Here is a 16,883-nt window from a genome sequence, read left to right on the forward strand (position 1 = left end):
CGTCGATTTGCTCCCCTGCATCCATTTGCATCCAGCGGACCCACACGCTTGATGCAATCTGGTGCATTCACGGTAACCGCTGTGCGGCGCCAATGCAATCGGGGGTAATGGCAGTGTCGTTCTTTTGCAGTTTTCTTTTCATCGCAAATGGGGTCTCGCATGGCTGAAGCCGCCAAACAAGCCAGGCCGGAGTTCCGGAATATCGGTATCGCGCAAATCTCGCGCTACCGGTTGCCCTGGGCCGGCAAGGTATCCATCCTGCATCGCGTAAGCGGTGCCATGATGTTCCTCCTCCTCCCTTTCGTTCTGTACCTGTTCGAACAGAGCGTCACCTCCGAACTGAGCTTCGCAAAGTTCTCGGCCCTGCTGTCCAACGGCTTCGTCAAGCTGGTGATCCTGGCGCTGATCTGGGGTTACCTGCATCACTTCTGCGCCGGTATCCGCTTCCTGCTGCTGGACGTTCACGTCGGCGTCTCGAAGCCCGCCTCGGCCACGTCGGCCAAGGTCGTGCTGGTCGTCAGCCTGCTGCTCACCCTGGTTTTCGGGCTGAAGCTTTTCGGCCTGTTCTGAGGAGAGTCACGTGGCAAATAACAATATCGGTCCCAAGCGTCTTGTCGTCGGTGCGCACTACGGTCTGAAAGACTGGCTCGCGCAACGCGTTACCGCCGTCATCATGGTGGTGTTCACCGTGGTGCTCGCCGTGGTGTATCTCGCCTTCGGCAATCCTTCTTACGAAGGCTGGTCGGGTCTCTTCGCCAACCAATGGATGAAGCTCCTGACGTTCCTGACCATCCTGTCGCTGCTGTTCCACGCGTGGATCGGCATTCGTGACATCTGGATGGACTATGTGAAGCCGATGGCCGTGCGCCTCGTGCTGCAAGTTCTTACGATTCTGTGGCTCGTCGGTTGCGCGGGCTACGCTGCTCAGATTCTCTGGAGGGTGTAATAAATGGTCGCAGTCAAGACTGGATTGCCGCGTCGCAAATTTGACGTGGTCATCGTCGGGGCGGGCGGCGCCGGGATGCGCGCATCCCTCCAGCTCGCAGAAGCCGGCCTGAGCGTGGCCGTGCTGTCGAAGGTTTTCCCGACCCGCTCGCACACCGTTGCGGCGCAGGGCGGTATCGGTGCCTCGCTGGGCAACATGAGCGAGGACAACTGGCACTACCACTTCTACGACACCATCAAGGGCTCGGACTGGCTGGGTGACCAGGACGCCATCGAGTTCATGTGCCGTGAAGCCCCGAAGGTCGTGTACGAACTCGAACACTTCGGCATGCCGTTCGACCGTAACGCCGATGGCACGATTTACCAGCGCCCGTTCGGCGGCCATACCGCCAACTACGGCGAGAAGCCGGTGCAACGTGCTTGCGCCGCCGCTGACCGTACCGGCCACGCGCTGCTGCACACGCTGTACCAGCGCAATGTGCGCGCCAAGACGCATTTCTTCGTCGAATGGATGGCACTGGACCTGATTCGCGACGAAGAAGGCGACGTGCTGGGCGTGACCGCGCTGGAAATGGAAACCGGCGAAGTCTATATCCTCGAAGCCAAGACCACGCTGTTCGCGACAGGCGGTGCCGGCCGGATCTATGCGGCTTCCACCAACGCCTTCATCAACACCGGTGATGGCCTGGGCATGGCGGCACGTGCCGGCATCCCGCTGGAAGACATGGAGTTCTGGCAGTTCCACCCGACCGGCGTGGCCGGCGCGGGCGTGCTGATCACCGAAGGCGTGCGTGGCGAGGGCGGCATCCTGCGTAACAAGGATGGCGAGCGCTTCATGGAGCGCTATGCTCCGACGCTGAAGGATCTGGCGCCGCGTGACTTCGTGTCGCGCTCGATGGACCAGGAAATCAAGGAAGGCCGCGGCTGTGGCCCGAACGGCGACTACGTGCTGCTCGACCTGACCCACGTCGGTGCCGAGACCATCATGAAGCGCCTGCCGTCGATCCGCGAAATCGGCATGAAGTTCGCCAACGTCGATGCGATCAAGGAACCGATCCCCGTCGTGCCGACCATCCACTACCAGATGGGTGGCATTCCGACGAACTTCCACGGCCAGGTCGTGGTGCCGAAGAACGGCAACCCGAACGAAGTGGTCAACGGTTTCTACGCAATCGGCGAATGCTCGTGCGTGTCGGTCCACGGCGCCAACCGCCTGGGTACCAACTCGCTGCTGGACCTGGTGGTGTTCGGCCGTGCCGCCGGCAACCACATCGTCGCCAACGCCAGCAAGCAGAAGGAACACAAGCCGCTGCCGGCCGACGCCGCCGACCGCGCCATGGCCCGTCTGGCCAAGCTGCAGGCAACGACCTCGGGCGAATACACCCAGGACGTCGCCAACGACATCCGCCGCAACATGCAGTCGCATGCCGGCGTGTTCCGTACGCAGAAGCTGATGGACGAAGGCGTCGAGCGCATCCTCGAAGTGGCGGAGCGTGCCGACAACATCCACCTGAAGGACAAGTCCAAGGTCTTCAACACCGCGCTGGTGGAAGCCCTGGAAGTGGCCAACCTGGTGGAAGTGGCCAAGGCCACGATGATCTCGGCTGCGGCTCGCAAGGAATCGCGTGGCGCCCACGCCCACAGCGACTTCCCGAACCGCGACGACGACAACTGGCTCAAGCACACGCTGTTCTACAGCGAAGGCAACCGCCTGGACTACAAGCCGGTGAAGATGCAACCGCTGTCGGTGGAATCGGTTCCCCCGAAGGCCCGTACGTTCTAAGCGGCGACAGAGAAAACAGGACCCACAGAAATGAAGCGTATTTTTGAAGTCTACCGCTACGATCCGGACAAGGACGCAGCCCCCCGCATGCAGACCTACGAGGTCGAACTCGACGGTCACGAGCGCATGCTGCTGGACGCACTGGTCAAGCTGAAGAAGCTGGACGAAACCATCTCGTTCCGTCGTTCGTGCCGTGAAGGCGTGTGCGGCTCGGACGCGATGAACATCAACGGCAAGAACGGCCTGGCCTGCTTGACGAACATGCGCGAGCTGCCGGACCGCATCGTGCTGCGTCCGCTGCCCGGCCTGCCGGTGGTGCGCGACCTGATCGTCGACATGACGAACTTCTTCAAGCAGTACAACTCGATCAAGCCGTTCCTGATCAACGACGAGCCGCCGCCCGAGAAGGAGCGTCTGCAGTCGCCGCAGGAACGTGACGAGCTGGACGGCCTGTACGAGTGCATTCTTTGCGCCAGCTGCTCCACGTCGTGCCCGTCGTTCTGGTGGAACCCGGACAAGTTCGTTGGCCCGGCCGGCCTGCTGCAAGCCTACCGCTTCATCGCGGACAGCCGCGACCAGGCCACCAGCGAGCGTCTGGACAACCTGAACGACCCGTACCGCCTGTTCCGTTGCCATAGCATCATGAACTGCGTCGACGTGTGCCCGAAGGGCCTCAATCCGACGAAGGCGATTGGCAAGATCAAGGAACTGATGGTTCGCCGCGCTGTTTAATTGCCCGGTATAAACTGCCTTCTGCACCCTGCGGTTCGCGGTGCAGACAGGCAGTCTGCAGTAGATGCAAATTGATGTAAGCGGCGCGTCAGCCCGATGCGGTATCAAGTCGGGCTGGAGCGCCGGTCAATGAAGGCTGACCATGAGTCATTCCACCACTTTCTCCCATCAGGCCGACCCGCACAAACGTGCCCGTCTTCGCTGGCGCGCCCGCCGCGGCCTCCTGGAGAACGACATCATCGTCGAACGTTTCTTCAACCGTTACGAGGAGAGCCTGTCCGATGAGGACGTGGCATCGCTGGGCGAGCTGTTCGAGCTCAGCGACAACGAGTTGATGGACCTGCTGCTTGTCCGCAAGGAGCTTGACGGTGAGCTCGACACGCCCCCGATGCAACGGGTACTCAGCCTGCTGCGTTCGGTCTGAGTTTGGTCAACATTAATATTCACAGTATTTGAAGGAATCGACATGACGCCGTCCGATGTGAAAGCCACGCTATCGTTTTCCGATGGTTCCCCCAGCGTTGAGCTGCCGATCTACAAGGGCACTGTTGGCCCGGATGTGATCGACATTCGCAAGCTGTACGGTCAAACCGGCAAGTTCACCTATGACCCGGGGTTCATGTCGACCGCTTCGTGCAACTCGAAGATCACGTACATCGACGGTGACAAGGGTGAACTGCTGTACCGTGGCTACCCGATCGAGCAGCTCGCCGAGAAGTGCGATCACCTCGAAACCTGCTACCTGCTGCTGAAGGGCGAACTGCCCAACGCCAAGCAGAAGGAAGAGTTCGTGAACTCGGTGATGAACCACACGATGGTTCACGAGCAACTGCAATTCTTCCTGCGCGGCTTCCGCCGTGACGCCCACCCGATGGCCGTGCTGACGGGCCTGGTGGGTGCGATGAGCGCGTTCTACCACGATGCGATGGACATCGATGATCCGCACCAGCGCGAGATCTCGGCCATCCGCCTGATCGCCAAGATGCCGACCCTGGTCGCCATGGCGTACAAGTACAACATCGGCCAGCCGTACGTCTACCCGCAGAACGACCTGTCCTACTCGGGCAACTTCATGCGCATGATGTTCGGTACGCCGTGCGCACCGTACACCGTGAACCCGGTGCTGGAGCGCGCGCTGGACCGCATCTTCATCCTGCACGCCGACCACGAGCAGAACGCGTCGACCTCGACCGTGCGTCTGGCCGGTTCGTCGGGCACGAACCCGTTCGCTGCCATCGCCGCCGGCGTGGCCTGCCTGTGGGGTCCGGCCCACGGCGGCGCGAACGAAGCCGCGCTGAAGATGCTGGAAGAAATCGGCAGCGTCGACCACATTGGCGAGTTCATCAAGCAGGTCAAGGACAAGAACTCGGGCGTGCGCCTGATGGGCTTTGGCCACCGCGTGTACAAGAACTACGATCCGCGCGCCAAGCTGATGCGCGAAACCTGCCATGAAGTGCTGAACGAACTGGGCCTGCACAACGACCCGCTGTTCAAGCTGGCCATGGAACTGGAAAAGATCGCACTGGAAGACGAGTACTTCGTCAGCCGCAAGCTGTACCCGAACGTGGACTTCTACTCGGGTATCGTGCAGCGCGCGCTGGGCATCCCGACCTCGCTGTTCACCTGCATCTTCGCCCTGGCACGTACGCCGGGCTGGATCTCGCAGTGGGAAGAGATGATCACCGATCCGGAATACAAGATCGGCCGTCCGCGTCAGCTGTTCAACGGCAACGCCGCCCGCAACGTGCCGGACATGGCCAAGCGCTAATCCGCGTCGCGTACCGCACGAAGAACGCCCCGGCTTGCCGGGGCTTTTTTTTGCCCGGCGGGAGTCTTTCCGTCGTCGGGGAAGGCCCCGCGCAGGTCCGGTTGCGCAAGGTGGCGCAAAGCCGCGAATACGTTACAAATGCGGCTATGCACAATTGTTGTGAAACGCGTTTTTGACGACGATTCCTGCCTTGGCCCGGTTGCAACGGGGTGCATTAGTTGTCGGATTTTCCCCAAATCCGAACAAGTTCACTTCATCAGGGTGCAACTTTCCCCCTATAATGCGGGCTGCTTTGCCGACCGGCAGCCGGGCCACCCTTCCGGCCAGCCGCGTTGGAGAAGCGGGGCAGGCGAAGCGCTTGCGCAGTAGAGAACGCATCAACGTTGTCTTTCCGAACTACGGCGACCGCGGCATCCCAGGGATGTGCGTGCGCCGACACATGCCGGGCCCCGCATTCGCTTCAGTGTCTTCATCGCAGGCCCGGTTTCCGCTCATGGGCCGTACGTTCGCCACGTCAGGCGGCGCTTCTTCCTCGCGGGTGTTGTTCGATTGCGCCGGTCATGCCGACTCTGCCCGGAATGACCCATACATAAATCGAGGAGCTCCTGATGACGCTGTCCCGTCTCACGTCCACTGCCATGGCCGCCGTGCTTGCCACTGCCGGCCTCGCTGCCTTCACTTCGGCCAACGCCGAAACCGTCAAGATCGCCATTGCCGGCCCGATGAGCGGCTCGGTCGCCCAGTACGGCGACATGGTCAAGGCCGGTGCCCTGACCGCGATCGAACAGATCAATGCGGCAGGCGGTGCCAACGGCAACAAGTTCGAAGCGGTGCTGATGGATGACGCCTGCGAACCGAAGCAGGCCGTGGCCGTGGCCAACAAGATCGTCAGCCAGGGTATCCATTACGTGATCGGTCACGTGTGCTCGGGTTCGACGATTCCGGCCTCGGATATCTACGAGAACGAAGGCATCGTGATGGTGACGCCGTCGGCCACCGCGCCGCAGCTGACCGAAACGAAGAAGCGCAACTTCATCTTCCGCACGATCGGCCGCGACGACCAGCAAGGCCCGGCCGCCGCCCAGTACATCATCAACAAGGTCAAGCCGAAGAAGGTTGCCATCCTGCACGACAAGCAGTCGTACGGCCAGGGCATTGCCAGCTCGGTGAAGAAGGACCTGGAAGCGGCCAAGATCCCCGTGGCGGTCTTCGAAGGCATCAACGCCGGCGATTCCGACTACTCGGCCGTGATCACCAAGCTGAAGTCGCAGGGCGTGGACTTCGTGTACTTCGGCGGCTACCACCCGGAAATGGGCCTGCTGCTGCGCCAGGCACGCGAGCAGGGCGTGAAGGCCACGTTCATGGGCCCCGAAGGCGTGGGCAACAAGGACGTGACGGCGATTGCCGGCCCGGCTTCGGAAGGCATGCTCGTGACGCTGCCGGCGGACTTCTCGGCCGACCCGGCCAACGCCGCGCTGGTGAAGGCCTTTGCCGACAAGAAGCGTGACGCCAACGGCCCGTTCCAGATGCCGGCCTACGCCGCCGTCAAGATCATTGGCGACGCCATCGCCGGTGCCAAGAGCACCGACCCGACCAAGGTGGCTGCGTACATGCACAAGAACGCATTCACCACGCCGATCGGCAAGGTCGAATACGACGCCAAGGGCGACCTGAAGTCGTTCAAGTTCGTCGTCTACACGTGGCACAAGGACGCCACGAAGACCGCCGCAAACTAAACCCGGCGCCATCCTGGCGAAACGCCCCGCGGCCAACCGGCCTGCGGGGCGTTTTGGTATCGGTTCGATGTCGGTTAGCCGCCACATAAGGGCGGTCGGCATCGCGCATCGGACTCATCCGATCCACAAGGTCCCCCGCATGAACGAATTCCTTCCACAGTTCACCCAGCAGCTGGTCAATGGCCTGACGCTGGGTGCGATCTATGCGTTGATCGCCATTGGCTACACGATGGTCTACGGCATCATCGGCATGATCAACTTTGCCCACGGCGAGATCTACATGATTGGCGCCTACGTGGGCCTGGTAACGCTGACCGCCATTGGCGCGCAGGCTGGCTATCCGCTGCCGCTGGTGCTGGGTGCGGCGTTGCTCGTGTCCGTTGTCGTGACCGGCTGCTACGGCTTTGCCGTGGAGCGCGTGGCATACCGCCCCCTGCGCGGCGGGCCGCGCCTGGTGCCGCTGATCTCGGCCATCGGCATGTCCATCTTCCTGCAGAACTATGTCCAGATCGGGCAGGGCGCGCGTGACGTGTCCGTGCCGATCCTGATCTCCGGTGCCATCGAATTCCAGATGGGCGGCGACTTTACGGTGACCGTGCCGTATTCGCGCCTGCTGATCGTGGGTGTGACGCTGGTGCTGATGATCGCGCTGACGCTGTTCATCGGCCATTCGCGCATGGGCCGCGCCTGCCGCGCCTGCGCCGAAGACATGCGCATGGCGAACCTGCTGGGCATCGATACGAACCGCGTGATCTCGTTCACGTTCGTGCTCGGCGCCATGCTGGCCGCCGTGGGCGGCGTGCTGATCGGGCTCACGATCGGCAAGCTCAATCCCTTTATCGGCTTCATCGCCGGCATCAAGGCCTTCACGGCCGCGGTGCTGGGCGGCATCGGCAGCATTCCGGGCGCGATGCTTGGCGGCGTGCTGCTGGGCCTGGCCGAAACGTTTGCGTCGGGCTACATGCCGGCCGAATACAAGGATGTTGTGGCATTCGGCCTGCTGGTGCTGGTGCTGCTGTTCCGTCCCACGGGCCTGCTCGGCAAGCCCGATGTGGAAAAGGTCTGAGGGGAGGGCGACATGACTCAAGCGACTTCGATTTCGCGGGCGTCGGTCCCGCAAACGTCGGTCTCGGACACGCTGAAGAATGCCGTGACCGCCGCCGTGCTGACGGCCATCCTGACCATCCCGGTGCTGGGCCTGCAGCTCAGGCTCGACGGCTACAAGGTGGTGCTGGAGCCGCACTGGCGTCCGGTGTGGATCGCCGTGGGCCTGGTGTTCCTGTTCCAGCTGTGCAAGCCGTTCCTGCTGCGCGCGCGCAGCGCCGTGACGCTGCCCTCGCTGCCCGCCATGGGTGCGAAACAGCAGCGCCTGGCCGTCTGGGTGCTGCTGGCCGTGGGCGTGGTGTTCCCGTTCTTCGGCTCGCGCGGTGCGGTGGACGTGGCGACGCTGGCGCTGATCTACGTGATCCTGGGCCTGGGCCTGAACATCGTGGTGGGCTATGCCGGCCTGCTCGACCTGGGCTACGTTGGCTTCTACGCGGTCGGCGGCTATACCTACGCGCTGCTGAACCAGTACTTCGGCCTCACGTTCTGGGAATGCCTGCCGCTGTCGGCCGGGCTGGCCGCCACGTTCGGCTTTGTCCTGGGTTTCCCGGTGCTGCGCCTGCGCGGCGACTACCTGGCCATCGTGACGCTGGGCTTCGGTGAAATCATCCGCCTGCTGCTGAACAACCTGACCAGCCTGACCGGTGGCCCGGACGGCGTGTCCGGCATTCCGAAGCCGACCGTGTTCGGCATCGAGATGGCGCGCAGTGCCAGCGTGGAAGGCGTGAAGACGTTCCATGACCTGATCGGCATCCCCTACACCGGCCAGCATATGGTGATCTGGCTGTACCTGCTGGCGCTGCTGCTGGTGGGCTTCACGCTGTTCGTCACGAGCCGCCTGATCCGCATGCCGATGGGCCGTGCGTGGGAAGCGCTGCGCGAGGACGAGATCGCCTGCCGCTCGCTGGGCCTGAATCCGACGCGCATCAAGCTGTCCGCCTTCACGCTGGGGGCATCGTTCGCCGGTCTTGCCGGTGCGTTCTTTGCCGCGCGCCAGGGCCTGGTCAATCCGGAATCGTTCACGTTCATCGAATCGGCGCTGATCCTGGCCGTGGTGGTGCTGGGCGGCATGGGCTCGCAGCTGGGCGTGATCCTGGCAGCCATCCTGCTGACCATCCTGCCCGAGGTGGCACGCGACTTCGCCGAATACCGCATGCTGATCTTCGGCCTGGTGATGGTGTTGATGATGATGTGGCGTCCGCAGGGCCTGCTGCCCGCTAGCCGTCCCCATGTGGAGCTGCCGCGATGAGCAATGAAATGCTGAAAGTATCGGGCCTGCAGATGCGCTTCGGCGGTCTGCTGGCCGTGGACGGCATCGAGTTCGATGTGCGCCGCGACGAAGTCTTCGCCATCATCGGCCCGAACGGCGCCGGCAAGACCACCGTGTTCAACTGTGTGGGCGGTTTCTACAAGCCCACCGCAGGCGAGGTGACGCTGGACGGCCATTCGATCGCGCGCAAGCCCAGCCATGTGGTGGCGCGCCACGGGCTGGTGCGCACGTTCCAGAATATCCGCCTGTTCAAGCAGCTGACCGTCGTCGAAAACCTGATGGTTGCGCAACACCAGCAGGTCAAGGCGGGGCTGCTGCGGGGCCTGCTGGCGACGCCGGCCTATCGCCGCGCCGAGCGCGAGGCGCTGGGACGCGCCGCCGAATGGCTGGAGCGCATGGGCCTGACCAGCGTGGCCAACCGCGAGGCGGGCACGCTGTCTTACGGCCACCAGCGCCGGCTGGAGATCGCGCGCTGCATGATCACCAGGCCGCGTCTGCTGATGCTGGACGAGCCGGCGGCTGGCCTGAACCCGCAGGAAAAGATCGAGCTGCAGCAACTGATCGACGGCCTGCGCCGGGAATTCAATATCTCGGTGCTGCTGATCGAGCACGACATGAGCCTGGTGATGGGCGTGTCGGATCGCATCCTGGTGATGGAGCACGGCAAGCCGATCATGATCGGCAAGCCCGACGAGGTGCGCAACGACCCGCGCGTGATCAAGGCCTATCTGGGAGAGGACTGATGCTGAAGCTGGAAAACGTCCACACCCACTACGGTGCCGTCGAGGCGCTGTCGGGCGTGTCGATCGAAGTCAACAAGGGCGAGATCGTCACCCTGATCGGCAGCAATGGCGCTGGCAAGACCACGCTGATGATGACCGTGTGCGGCACGCCGCGCGCCTCCAGCGGCCGCGTGCTGTTCGAAGGCCAGGACATCACCCGCCGCAACACGCACGAGATCATGCGCATGGGCATGGCAATTTCGCCAGAAGGCCGGCGCGTGTTCCCGAGCCTGACCGTGCTCGAAAACCTCAAGATGGGTGGCTTCTTTGCCAGCCGTCATGAGATCGAGGCTGGCATCGAGCACGTGTTCAAGCTGTTCCCGCGCCTGAACCAGCGCGCGAGCCAGCGGGCGGGCACGATGTCGGGCGGCGAGCAGCAGATGCTGGCCATCGGCCGCGCGCTGATGAGCAAGCCGCGCCTGCTGCTGCTGGACGAGCCCACGCTGGGCCTGGCCCCCCTGATCATCGCGCAGATCTTCGACATCATCCGCACGATCCGCGAAGAGGGCGTCACGGTGTTCCTGGTGGAACAGAACGCCAACAAGGCGCTGCAGGTGGCCGACCGCGGCTACGTGCTGGAAACCGGCAAGGTGGTGCTGGCCGATACCGGTGCCAACCTGCTGGCAAACGACCGCATCCGCGCCGCCTACCTGGGCGGTTGAAGCTGCGGTGCCCCTCTCCCGAAACGTGGGAGAGGGGCACATCCCGAAGGCTGCGCAAGGCCCCTTCGCCATCCACGAAATCCCCCTTTCGCCAATGACCGTCGCCCGGGCGGCCTGGCCTGCCCTTCGGCGGCAGGCGCACATGGCATAATCGCTTGCGATGTCAAGCAATAACCGGCTGCGCCGGAAAAGCAGCAAAATAGCCTGCTTGCCCGCGAAGGCATCCGGAAAACACATTCCCCTGCAAACAACGCGCGGATTCGCGCCGTTCGCATCCACCGGATACGGACGGACGGTCTGCCCCCCGCATCATGGCCAAGACGCTCTACGACAAACTCTGGGATGACCACACCGTCCACGTCGAGGAAGACGGCACGACGCTGCTCTACATCGACCGTCATCTGCTGCATGAAGTGACCAGCCCGCAGGCCTTCGAAGGCCTGAAGCTGGCGGAGCGTCCGGTATGGCGCATCAGCGCGAACCTGGCCGTGTCGGACCACAACGTGCCGACCACCGACCGCACGCAAGGCATTGCCGACCCGATTTCGAAGCTCCAGGTCGATACGCTGGATGCCAACTGCGACGCCTTCGGCATCACGCAGTTCAAGATGAACGACCACCGCCAGGGCATCGTCCACGTGATCGGGCCCGAGCAGGGCGCCACGCTGCCCGGCATGACCGTGGTCTGCGGCGACTCGCACACCAGCACGCACGGCGCGTTCGGCGCCCTGGCGCACGGCATTGGCACGTCGGAAGTGGAGCACGTGCTGGCGACCCAGACGCTGCTGGGCAAGAAGGCCCGGAACATGCTGATCAAGGTGGAAGGCAAGCTGCCGCGCGGCTGCACCGCCAAGGACATCGTGCTGGCCATCATCGGCAACATCGGCACGGCCGGCGGCACGGGCTACACGATGGAATTCGCCGGCTCGGCCATCCGCGACCTGACCATGGAAGGCCGCATGACGGTCTGCAACATGGCGATCGAAGCCGGCGCGCGCGCCGGCCTGGTGGCCGTGGACGACGTCACGCTCGAATACGTGAAGAGCCGCCCGTTTGCGCCGCAGGGCGTGGAATGGGACCAGGCCGTGGCCTACTGGCGCACGCTGCACTCGGACGCAGGCGCCCACTTCGACAAGGTGGTGGAACTGCGCGCCGAGGACATCCGTCCGCAGGTCACCTGGGGCACGTCGCCCGAGATGGTCGTCAGCATCGAAGACCGTGTGCCGGACCCCGAGAAGGAAAAGGATTCGAACAAGCGCAACGCCATGGAGCGCGCGCTGGAGTACATGAACCTGCAGCCGAACACGCCGATGGAGTCGATCAACATCGACAAGGTGTTCATCGGGTCGTGCACCAACAGCCGCATCGAAGACATGCGCGCCGCCGCATGGGTGGTGCAGAAGCTGGGCCGCAAGGTGGCATCGAACGTGAAGCTGGCGATGGTGGTGCCGGGTTCGGGCCTGGTCAAGGAACAGGCCGAGCGTGAAGGGCTGGACAAGGTCTTCAAGGCCGCCGGCTTCGAATGGCGGGAGCCGGGCTGCTCGATGTGCCTGGCGATGAACGCCGACCGCCTGGAACCGGGCGAGCGCTGCGCGTCCACGTCGAACCGCAACTTCGAAGGCCGTCAGGGCGCCGGTGGCCGTACGCACCTGGTCAGCCCGGCCATGGCCGCCGCGGCTGCCATCGAAGGGCATTTCGTCGACATCCGCAAGCTCGGCTGAGCGCCGCGACGGGTCAACGGGTCAACCACGACTTTCGAATAGAGAGAACATGAAAAAGATCGTGATCACACTGCTGGCATGCCTGGGCATGCTGCAACTGGCTGGCTGCAACACGATTGCCGGCTTTGGCAAGGACACGCAGGCTGCCGGGCAGGCGCTCGAGAACGCCGCCCGGAAGTAAGGACACATCATGGATAAGTTCACCGTACACAGCGGCCTCGTGGCGCCGCTCGACCGCGAGAACGTCGATACCGACGCGATCATCCCGAAGCAGTTCCTGAAGTCGATCAAGCGCACGGGCTTTGGCCCGAACCTGTTCGACGAATGGCGCTACAAGGACGTGGGCCAGCCGGGACAGGACAACAGCAAGCGTCCGCTGAACCCGGACTTCGTGCTGAACCAGCCGCGCTACCAGGGCGCATCGATCCTGCTGGCGCGCAACAACTTCGGCTGCGGCAGCTCGCGCGAGCACGCACCGTGGGCGCTCACGCAATTCGGCTTCCGCGCGGTGATCGCGCCGAGCTTTGCCGATATCTTCTTCAACAACTGCTACAAGAACGGCCTGCTGCCCGTGGTGCTGACCGACCTGCAGGTCGACCACCTGTTCAACGAGACCAATGCGTTCCCGGGCTACAAGCTGACGATCGACCTGGACAAGCAGGTCGTGATCACGGCCGGCGGCAACAGCTATCCGTTCGATATCGCCCCGTTCCGCAAGTACTGCATGCTGAACGGTTTCGACGATATCGGCCTGACGCTGCGCCAGAAGGACAAGATCAAGTCCTACGAGGCCGAGCGCCTGACGAAGATGCCGTGGCTGGGCAACCGCGTGGTTGGCTGAGGCGGATCGGGTTCATACATAGATAGGAAGACAAATGAAGATTGCAGTCCTGCCGGGCGACGGCATCGGTCCCGAGATCATTGCCGAAGCCGTCAAGGTGCTGAACGCCCTTGACGAGAAGTTCGAAATGGAAACCGCCCCGGTGGGCGGTGCCGGCTACGAGGCCGAAGGCCACCCGCTGCCGGAAAACACGCTGAAGCTGGCACAGGCGGCCGACGCCATCCTGTTCGGCGCCGTGGGCGACTGGAAGTACGACAGCCTGGAGCGCCCGCTGCGTCCCGAGCAGGCCATCCTGGGCCTGCGCAAGCACCTGCAGCTGTTTGCCAACTTCCGCCCGGCAATCTGCTATCCGGAACTGACCGGCGCGTCGAGCCTGAAGCCCGAGCTGGTGGCTGGCCTGGATATCCTGATCGTGCGCGAACTGAATGGCGACATCTACTTCGGCCAGCCGCGCGGCGTGCGCGAGGCGCCGGACGGCCTGTTCAAGGGCGCCCGCGAAGGCTTCGACACGATGCGCTACAGCGAGCCGGAAATCCGTCGCATCGCCCATGTGGCCTTCCAGGCCGCCGCCAAGCGCGGCAAGAAGCTGTGCAGCGTGGACAAGGCCAACGTGCTGGAGACGTTCCAGTTCTGGAAGGACATCGTGATCGATGTCAGCAAGGAATATCCGGACGTGGAGCTGTCGCACATGTACGTGGACAACGCCGCGATGCAACTGGTGAAGGCGCCGAAGAGCTTCGACGTGATCGTCACCGGCAACATGTTCGGCGACATCCTGTCGGACGAGGCCGCCATGCTGACGGGCTCGATCGGCATGCTGCCGTCGGCTTCGCTCGATGCCAACAACAAGGGCCTGTACGAGCCGTCGCACGGCTCGGCACCCGATATCGCCGGCAAGGGCGTGGCCAATCCGCTGGCTACGATCCTGTCCGCCGCGATGATGCTGCGCTATTCGCTGAACCGTGCCGAGCAGGCCGACCGCATCGAGAACGCCGTCAAGAAGGTGCTGGCCCAGGGCTTCCGCACTGGCGACATCCTGACGCCGGGCTGCAAGCAGGTGGGTACGAAGGAAATGGGCGACGCCGTGCTGGCGGCGCTGTAAGTCATTCCATACCTGCTGGTTTGCTCCCTCTCCCGTCTTGCGGGGGAGGGGGCGGGGGAGAGGGCGCGGCACCGGAAAGCGTGACATGCGCAATTTGATGCTCAATTCCCTCTCCCTCAACCCCGCTCCCGCGTGCGGGAGGGGCGAGAAGCCTTGCTCCGAGCACTAAATCACCCGAATTTCCCCTGCGGCACCGCCGCAAATTCGTGTAGACTCTCCCGTCATGGCCCGATTCCACCAGTCCCTCCTGACTGCTTTTGCTGCTCGCACCGCTATCCGCGGCACGATCGGCGTGGATTCGCTCGGCCTGACCGCAACGACGATTAAAACCATTACCAAAACGATCCCCTAGATCGTTCGTCGTGCCTGCCCGTCTTCCCCGCGCAGCCACGCCGGGCGAGGAAAATGGCGGGGAAGTTCACATCACATCCGAGGTAAGTCATGATTGTAGGTCTCGTCGGTTGGCGAGGAATGGTCGGCAGCGTCCTGATGCAGCGCATGCAGGAAGAGGGCGATTTCGACCATATCGAGCCCGTTTTCTTCAGCACGTCCAACGCTGGCGGCAAGGCCCCGGCCATGGCCAGGAACGAAACCACGCTGAAAGACGCGAACGATATCGAAGCACTGAAGAAGTGCGACGTGGTGCTCACCGCCCAGGGCGGTGACTACACGAACGATGTGTTTCCGCGCCTGCGTGCGGCCGGCTGGAACGGCTACTGGATCGACGCCGCGTCCTCGCTGCGCATGAAGGACGACGCCATCATCGTCCTGGATCCGGTCAATCTCGGTGTGATCAAGGATGCGCTCTCGAAGGGCGTGAAGAACTTCATCGGCGGCAACTGCACGGTCAGCTGCATGATGATGGGCCTGGGTGGCCTGTTCCAGCACGACCTGATCGAGTGGATGACCTCGATGACTTACCAGGCCGCGTCGGGCGGCGGTGCCCAGCACATGCGCGAGCTGCTGACGCAGTTCGGTACGCTGAACGCCGCAGTCAAGCCGCTGCTGGACAATCCGGCCTCGGCCATCCTGGAAATCGACCGCCAGATCCTGTCGACCCAGCACGGCCTGTCGGCTGACGAAACCAGGCAGTTTGGCGTGCCGCTGGCCGGCAACCTGATTCCCTGGATCGACAAGGACCTGGGCAACGGCGTTTCCAAGGAAGAATGGAAGGGCGGCGCCGAGACCAACAAGATCCTGGGCCGGGGCGAAGGCTTCGTCGGTGCCACCGGCGCCAGCCCGATCGCCGTGGACGGCCTGTGCGTGCGGATTGGCGCCATGCGCTGCCATTCGCAGGCGCTGACCATCAAGCTGCGCAAGGACGTGCCGCTGGACGAGATCGAAGGCATGCTGGCCGCCAACAACCAGTGGGCCAAGGTCGTGCCGAACACGCGCGAAGCCAGCATGAAGGACCTGACGCCGGCCGCCGTGACGGGCACACTGACGATTCCGGTCGGCCGTCTGCGCAAGATGCAGATGGGCGGCGAGTACCTGTCCGCCTTCACTGTGGGCGACCAGCTGCTGTGGGGCGCCGCCGAGCCCCTGCGGCGTATGCTGCGCATTCTGATCGAGGGTTGACCCCCAGATAGCCTCGCTGCTTTCGTTGCAGGGAGGCAACAGAATCTACCGCTTTCCGAGCAACGCCGCGCCTCAGCGCGGCGTTGTCGCATCCGGAGCGCTTTTTTTCGCGGGCTTGCGTCACAATACAGCCGGCATGCGCTTGGCCACGGGGTCATCGCCGCCATGCGTCTGGAATGCATGGCAGCGACATTGGGCGCGCAGCAGGGCAGGCACAAAGCCTGTCCGTTTCGTCGCCCGCCAGCCAGCCATTTGTTGGGATCGGGTTAATTTCTGCTACTAAAAACCATAAATGGAGCACGAGGTGAGTGTGAGCCTACATCGCCGGAAAGATGCGCCTACTGTCCGTCAGCGCTGGTCAACGCTGGCCATCACGGCTGCTGGCCTGCTGCTTGCGCAGCCTGCCGCGTATGCCGCGGGGTTTGGACAATTAAGGGTTCAATCCAATCTGGGGCAGCCGCTCCAGGCTGAAATCGATATCACCGGCGTGACGCCCGAGGAAGCTGACAGCCTGGCCGTCAAGCTGGCCGCGCCGTCCGCCTATTCGCGTGCCGGGCTGACCTATCTGTCGGCCATTTCGAGCGTGAGGCTCGACGTGCAGAAGCGCCCGAACGGTACCTATGTGGCTACCGTGCGGTCCAACCAGCCGCTTAGCGAACCGTTCGTCGACATCCTGGTCGACATGAGCTGGTCCAGCGGCAAGATCACGCGCGCCTATACCTTCCTGCTGGATCCGGCTGGCGCCAAGCCGTCGAACCAGGCGTTCTCGCCCACCACCGTGGTGCAGGCCGCCACGCCTGACGCGTCGCCGGCTGCGGCACCTGCTCCGGCCCCAGTCGCCGCGGCGCCTGCCGCTGGC

At 63.5% G+C, this 16,883-nt stretch carries 17 protein-coding genes; all 17 read left to right on the forward strand.

The genetic code is table 11. The annotated features are described in order from the left end of the window. Positions 1-159: 159 nt before the first annotated feature. Complete coding sequence (sdhC, locus tag A9J21_RS07155) at positions 160-570, forward strand: succinate dehydrogenase, cytochrome b556 subunit (RefSeq protein ID WP_066733319.1); 411 nt, start codon at positions 160-162, stop codon at positions 568-570. Between the two features lie 10 nt (positions 571-580). After that, positions 581-946 carry a succinate dehydrogenase, hydrophobic membrane anchor protein gene (sdhD, locus tag A9J21_RS07160; protein ID WP_066733321.1) on the forward strand — a complete coding sequence of 122 codons (366 nt, stop codon included), beginning with the start codon at positions 581-583 and terminating at the stop codon, positions 944-946. 3 nt (positions 947-949) lie between these two features. After that, entirely contained in the window at positions 950-2,728 is a 1,779-nt protein-coding gene (gene sdhA / locus A9J21_RS07165) for a succinate dehydrogenase flavoprotein subunit (protein WP_066733323.1), read from the forward strand. Positions 2,729-2,758: 30 nt separating this feature from the next. Further along, positions 2,759-3,460, forward strand: coding sequence for a succinate dehydrogenase iron-sulfur subunit (locus A9J21_RS07170; RefSeq protein WP_008649360.1), 702 nt, complete (start codon positions 2,759-2,761; stop codon positions 3,458-3,460). Between the two features lie 142 nt (positions 3,461-3,602). After that, positions 3,603-3,884 (forward strand): succinate dehydrogenase assembly factor 2, encoded by a 282-nt coding sequence (locus tag A9J21_RS07175; protein WP_082926287.1) that lies wholly within the window; start codon positions 3,603-3,605, stop codon positions 3,882-3,884. Positions 3,885-3,926: 42 nt separating this feature from the next. Then, positions 3,927-5,228 (forward strand): citrate synthase, encoded by a 1,302-nt coding sequence (gltA, locus tag A9J21_RS07180; RefSeq protein WP_066733328.1) that lies wholly within the window; start codon positions 3,927-3,929, stop codon positions 5,226-5,228. 608 nt (positions 5,229-5,836) lie between these two features. After that, a complete protein-coding gene (locus tag A9J21_RS07185) occupies positions 5,837-6,964 on the forward strand; it encodes a branched-chain amino acid ABC transporter substrate-binding protein (RefSeq protein ID WP_066733330.1) in 1,128 nt (375 codons plus the stop codon). Between the two features lie 139 nt (positions 6,965-7,103). Further along, on the forward strand, positions 7,104-8,030 hold the full coding sequence (livH, locus tag A9J21_RS07190) for a high-affinity branched-chain amino acid ABC transporter permease LivH (RefSeq protein WP_066733332.1): 927 nt from the start codon (positions 7,104-7,106) through the stop codon (positions 8,028-8,030). A 12-nt stretch (positions 8,031-8,042) separates the two neighbouring features. Further along, the gene (locus tag A9J21_RS07195) at positions 8,043-9,317 is read left to right on the forward strand and encodes a high-affinity branched-chain amino acid ABC transporter permease LivM (RefSeq protein ID WP_066733334.1); all 1,275 of its coding nucleotides are present in this window, start codon (positions 8,043-8,045) and stop codon (positions 9,315-9,317) included. After that, positions 9,314-10,081, forward strand: a complete 768-nt coding sequence (gene livG / locus A9J21_RS07200) for a high-affinity branched-chain amino acid ABC transporter ATP-binding protein LivG (RefSeq protein WP_066733336.1) — start codon at positions 9,314-9,316, stop codon at positions 10,079-10,081. Before A9J21_RS07195 ends, livG begins: the two co-directional genes overlap by 4 nt. Continuing rightward, positions 10,081-10,782, forward strand: a complete 702-nt coding sequence (locus A9J21_RS07205) for an ABC transporter ATP-binding protein (protein ID WP_066733338.1) — start codon at positions 10,081-10,083, stop codon at positions 10,780-10,782. Before livG ends, A9J21_RS07205 begins: the two co-directional genes overlap by 1 nt. Before the next feature lie 311 nt (positions 10,783-11,093). After that, entirely contained in the window at positions 11,094-12,503 is a 1,410-nt protein-coding gene (gene leuC / locus A9J21_RS07210; RefSeq protein WP_066733340.1) for a 3-isopropylmalate dehydratase large subunit, read from the forward strand. Positions 12,504-12,552: 49 nt separating this feature from the next. Then, positions 12,553-12,684 carry an entericidin A/B family lipoprotein gene (locus tag A9J21_RS07215; protein WP_066733342.1) on the forward strand — a complete coding sequence of 44 codons (132 nt, stop codon included), beginning with the start codon at positions 12,553-12,555 and terminating at the stop codon, positions 12,682-12,684. 9 nt (positions 12,685-12,693) lie between these two features. Continuing rightward, positions 12,694-13,344 carry a 3-isopropylmalate dehydratase small subunit gene (gene leuD, locus A9J21_RS07220; protein WP_066733344.1) on the forward strand — a complete coding sequence of 217 codons (651 nt, stop codon included), beginning with the start codon at positions 12,694-12,696 and terminating at the stop codon, positions 13,342-13,344. A 34-nt stretch (positions 13,345-13,378) separates the two neighbouring features. Next, the gene (gene leuB, locus A9J21_RS07225) at positions 13,379-14,446 is read left to right on the forward strand and encodes a 3-isopropylmalate dehydrogenase (protein ID WP_066733346.1); all 1,068 of its coding nucleotides are present in this window, start codon (positions 13,379-13,381) and stop codon (positions 14,444-14,446) included. Between the two features lie 441 nt (positions 14,447-14,887). Next, the gene (gene asd, locus A9J21_RS07230; RefSeq protein WP_066733347.1) at positions 14,888-16,024 is read left to right on the forward strand and encodes an aspartate-semialdehyde dehydrogenase; all 1,137 of its coding nucleotides are present in this window, start codon (positions 14,888-14,890) and stop codon (positions 16,022-16,024) included. A 304-nt stretch (positions 16,025-16,328) separates the two neighbouring features. Next, a partial coding sequence (locus tag A9J21_RS07235; protein WP_404851351.1) for a FimV family protein occupies positions 16,329-16,883 on the forward strand: 555 nt, incomplete at its 3' end.

Origin of the sequence: Cupriavidus sp. D384 (assembly GCF_001652915.1) — a bacterium.
Taxonomy (GTDB): domain Bacteria; phylum Pseudomonadota; class Gammaproteobacteria; order Burkholderiales; family Burkholderiaceae; genus Cupriavidus.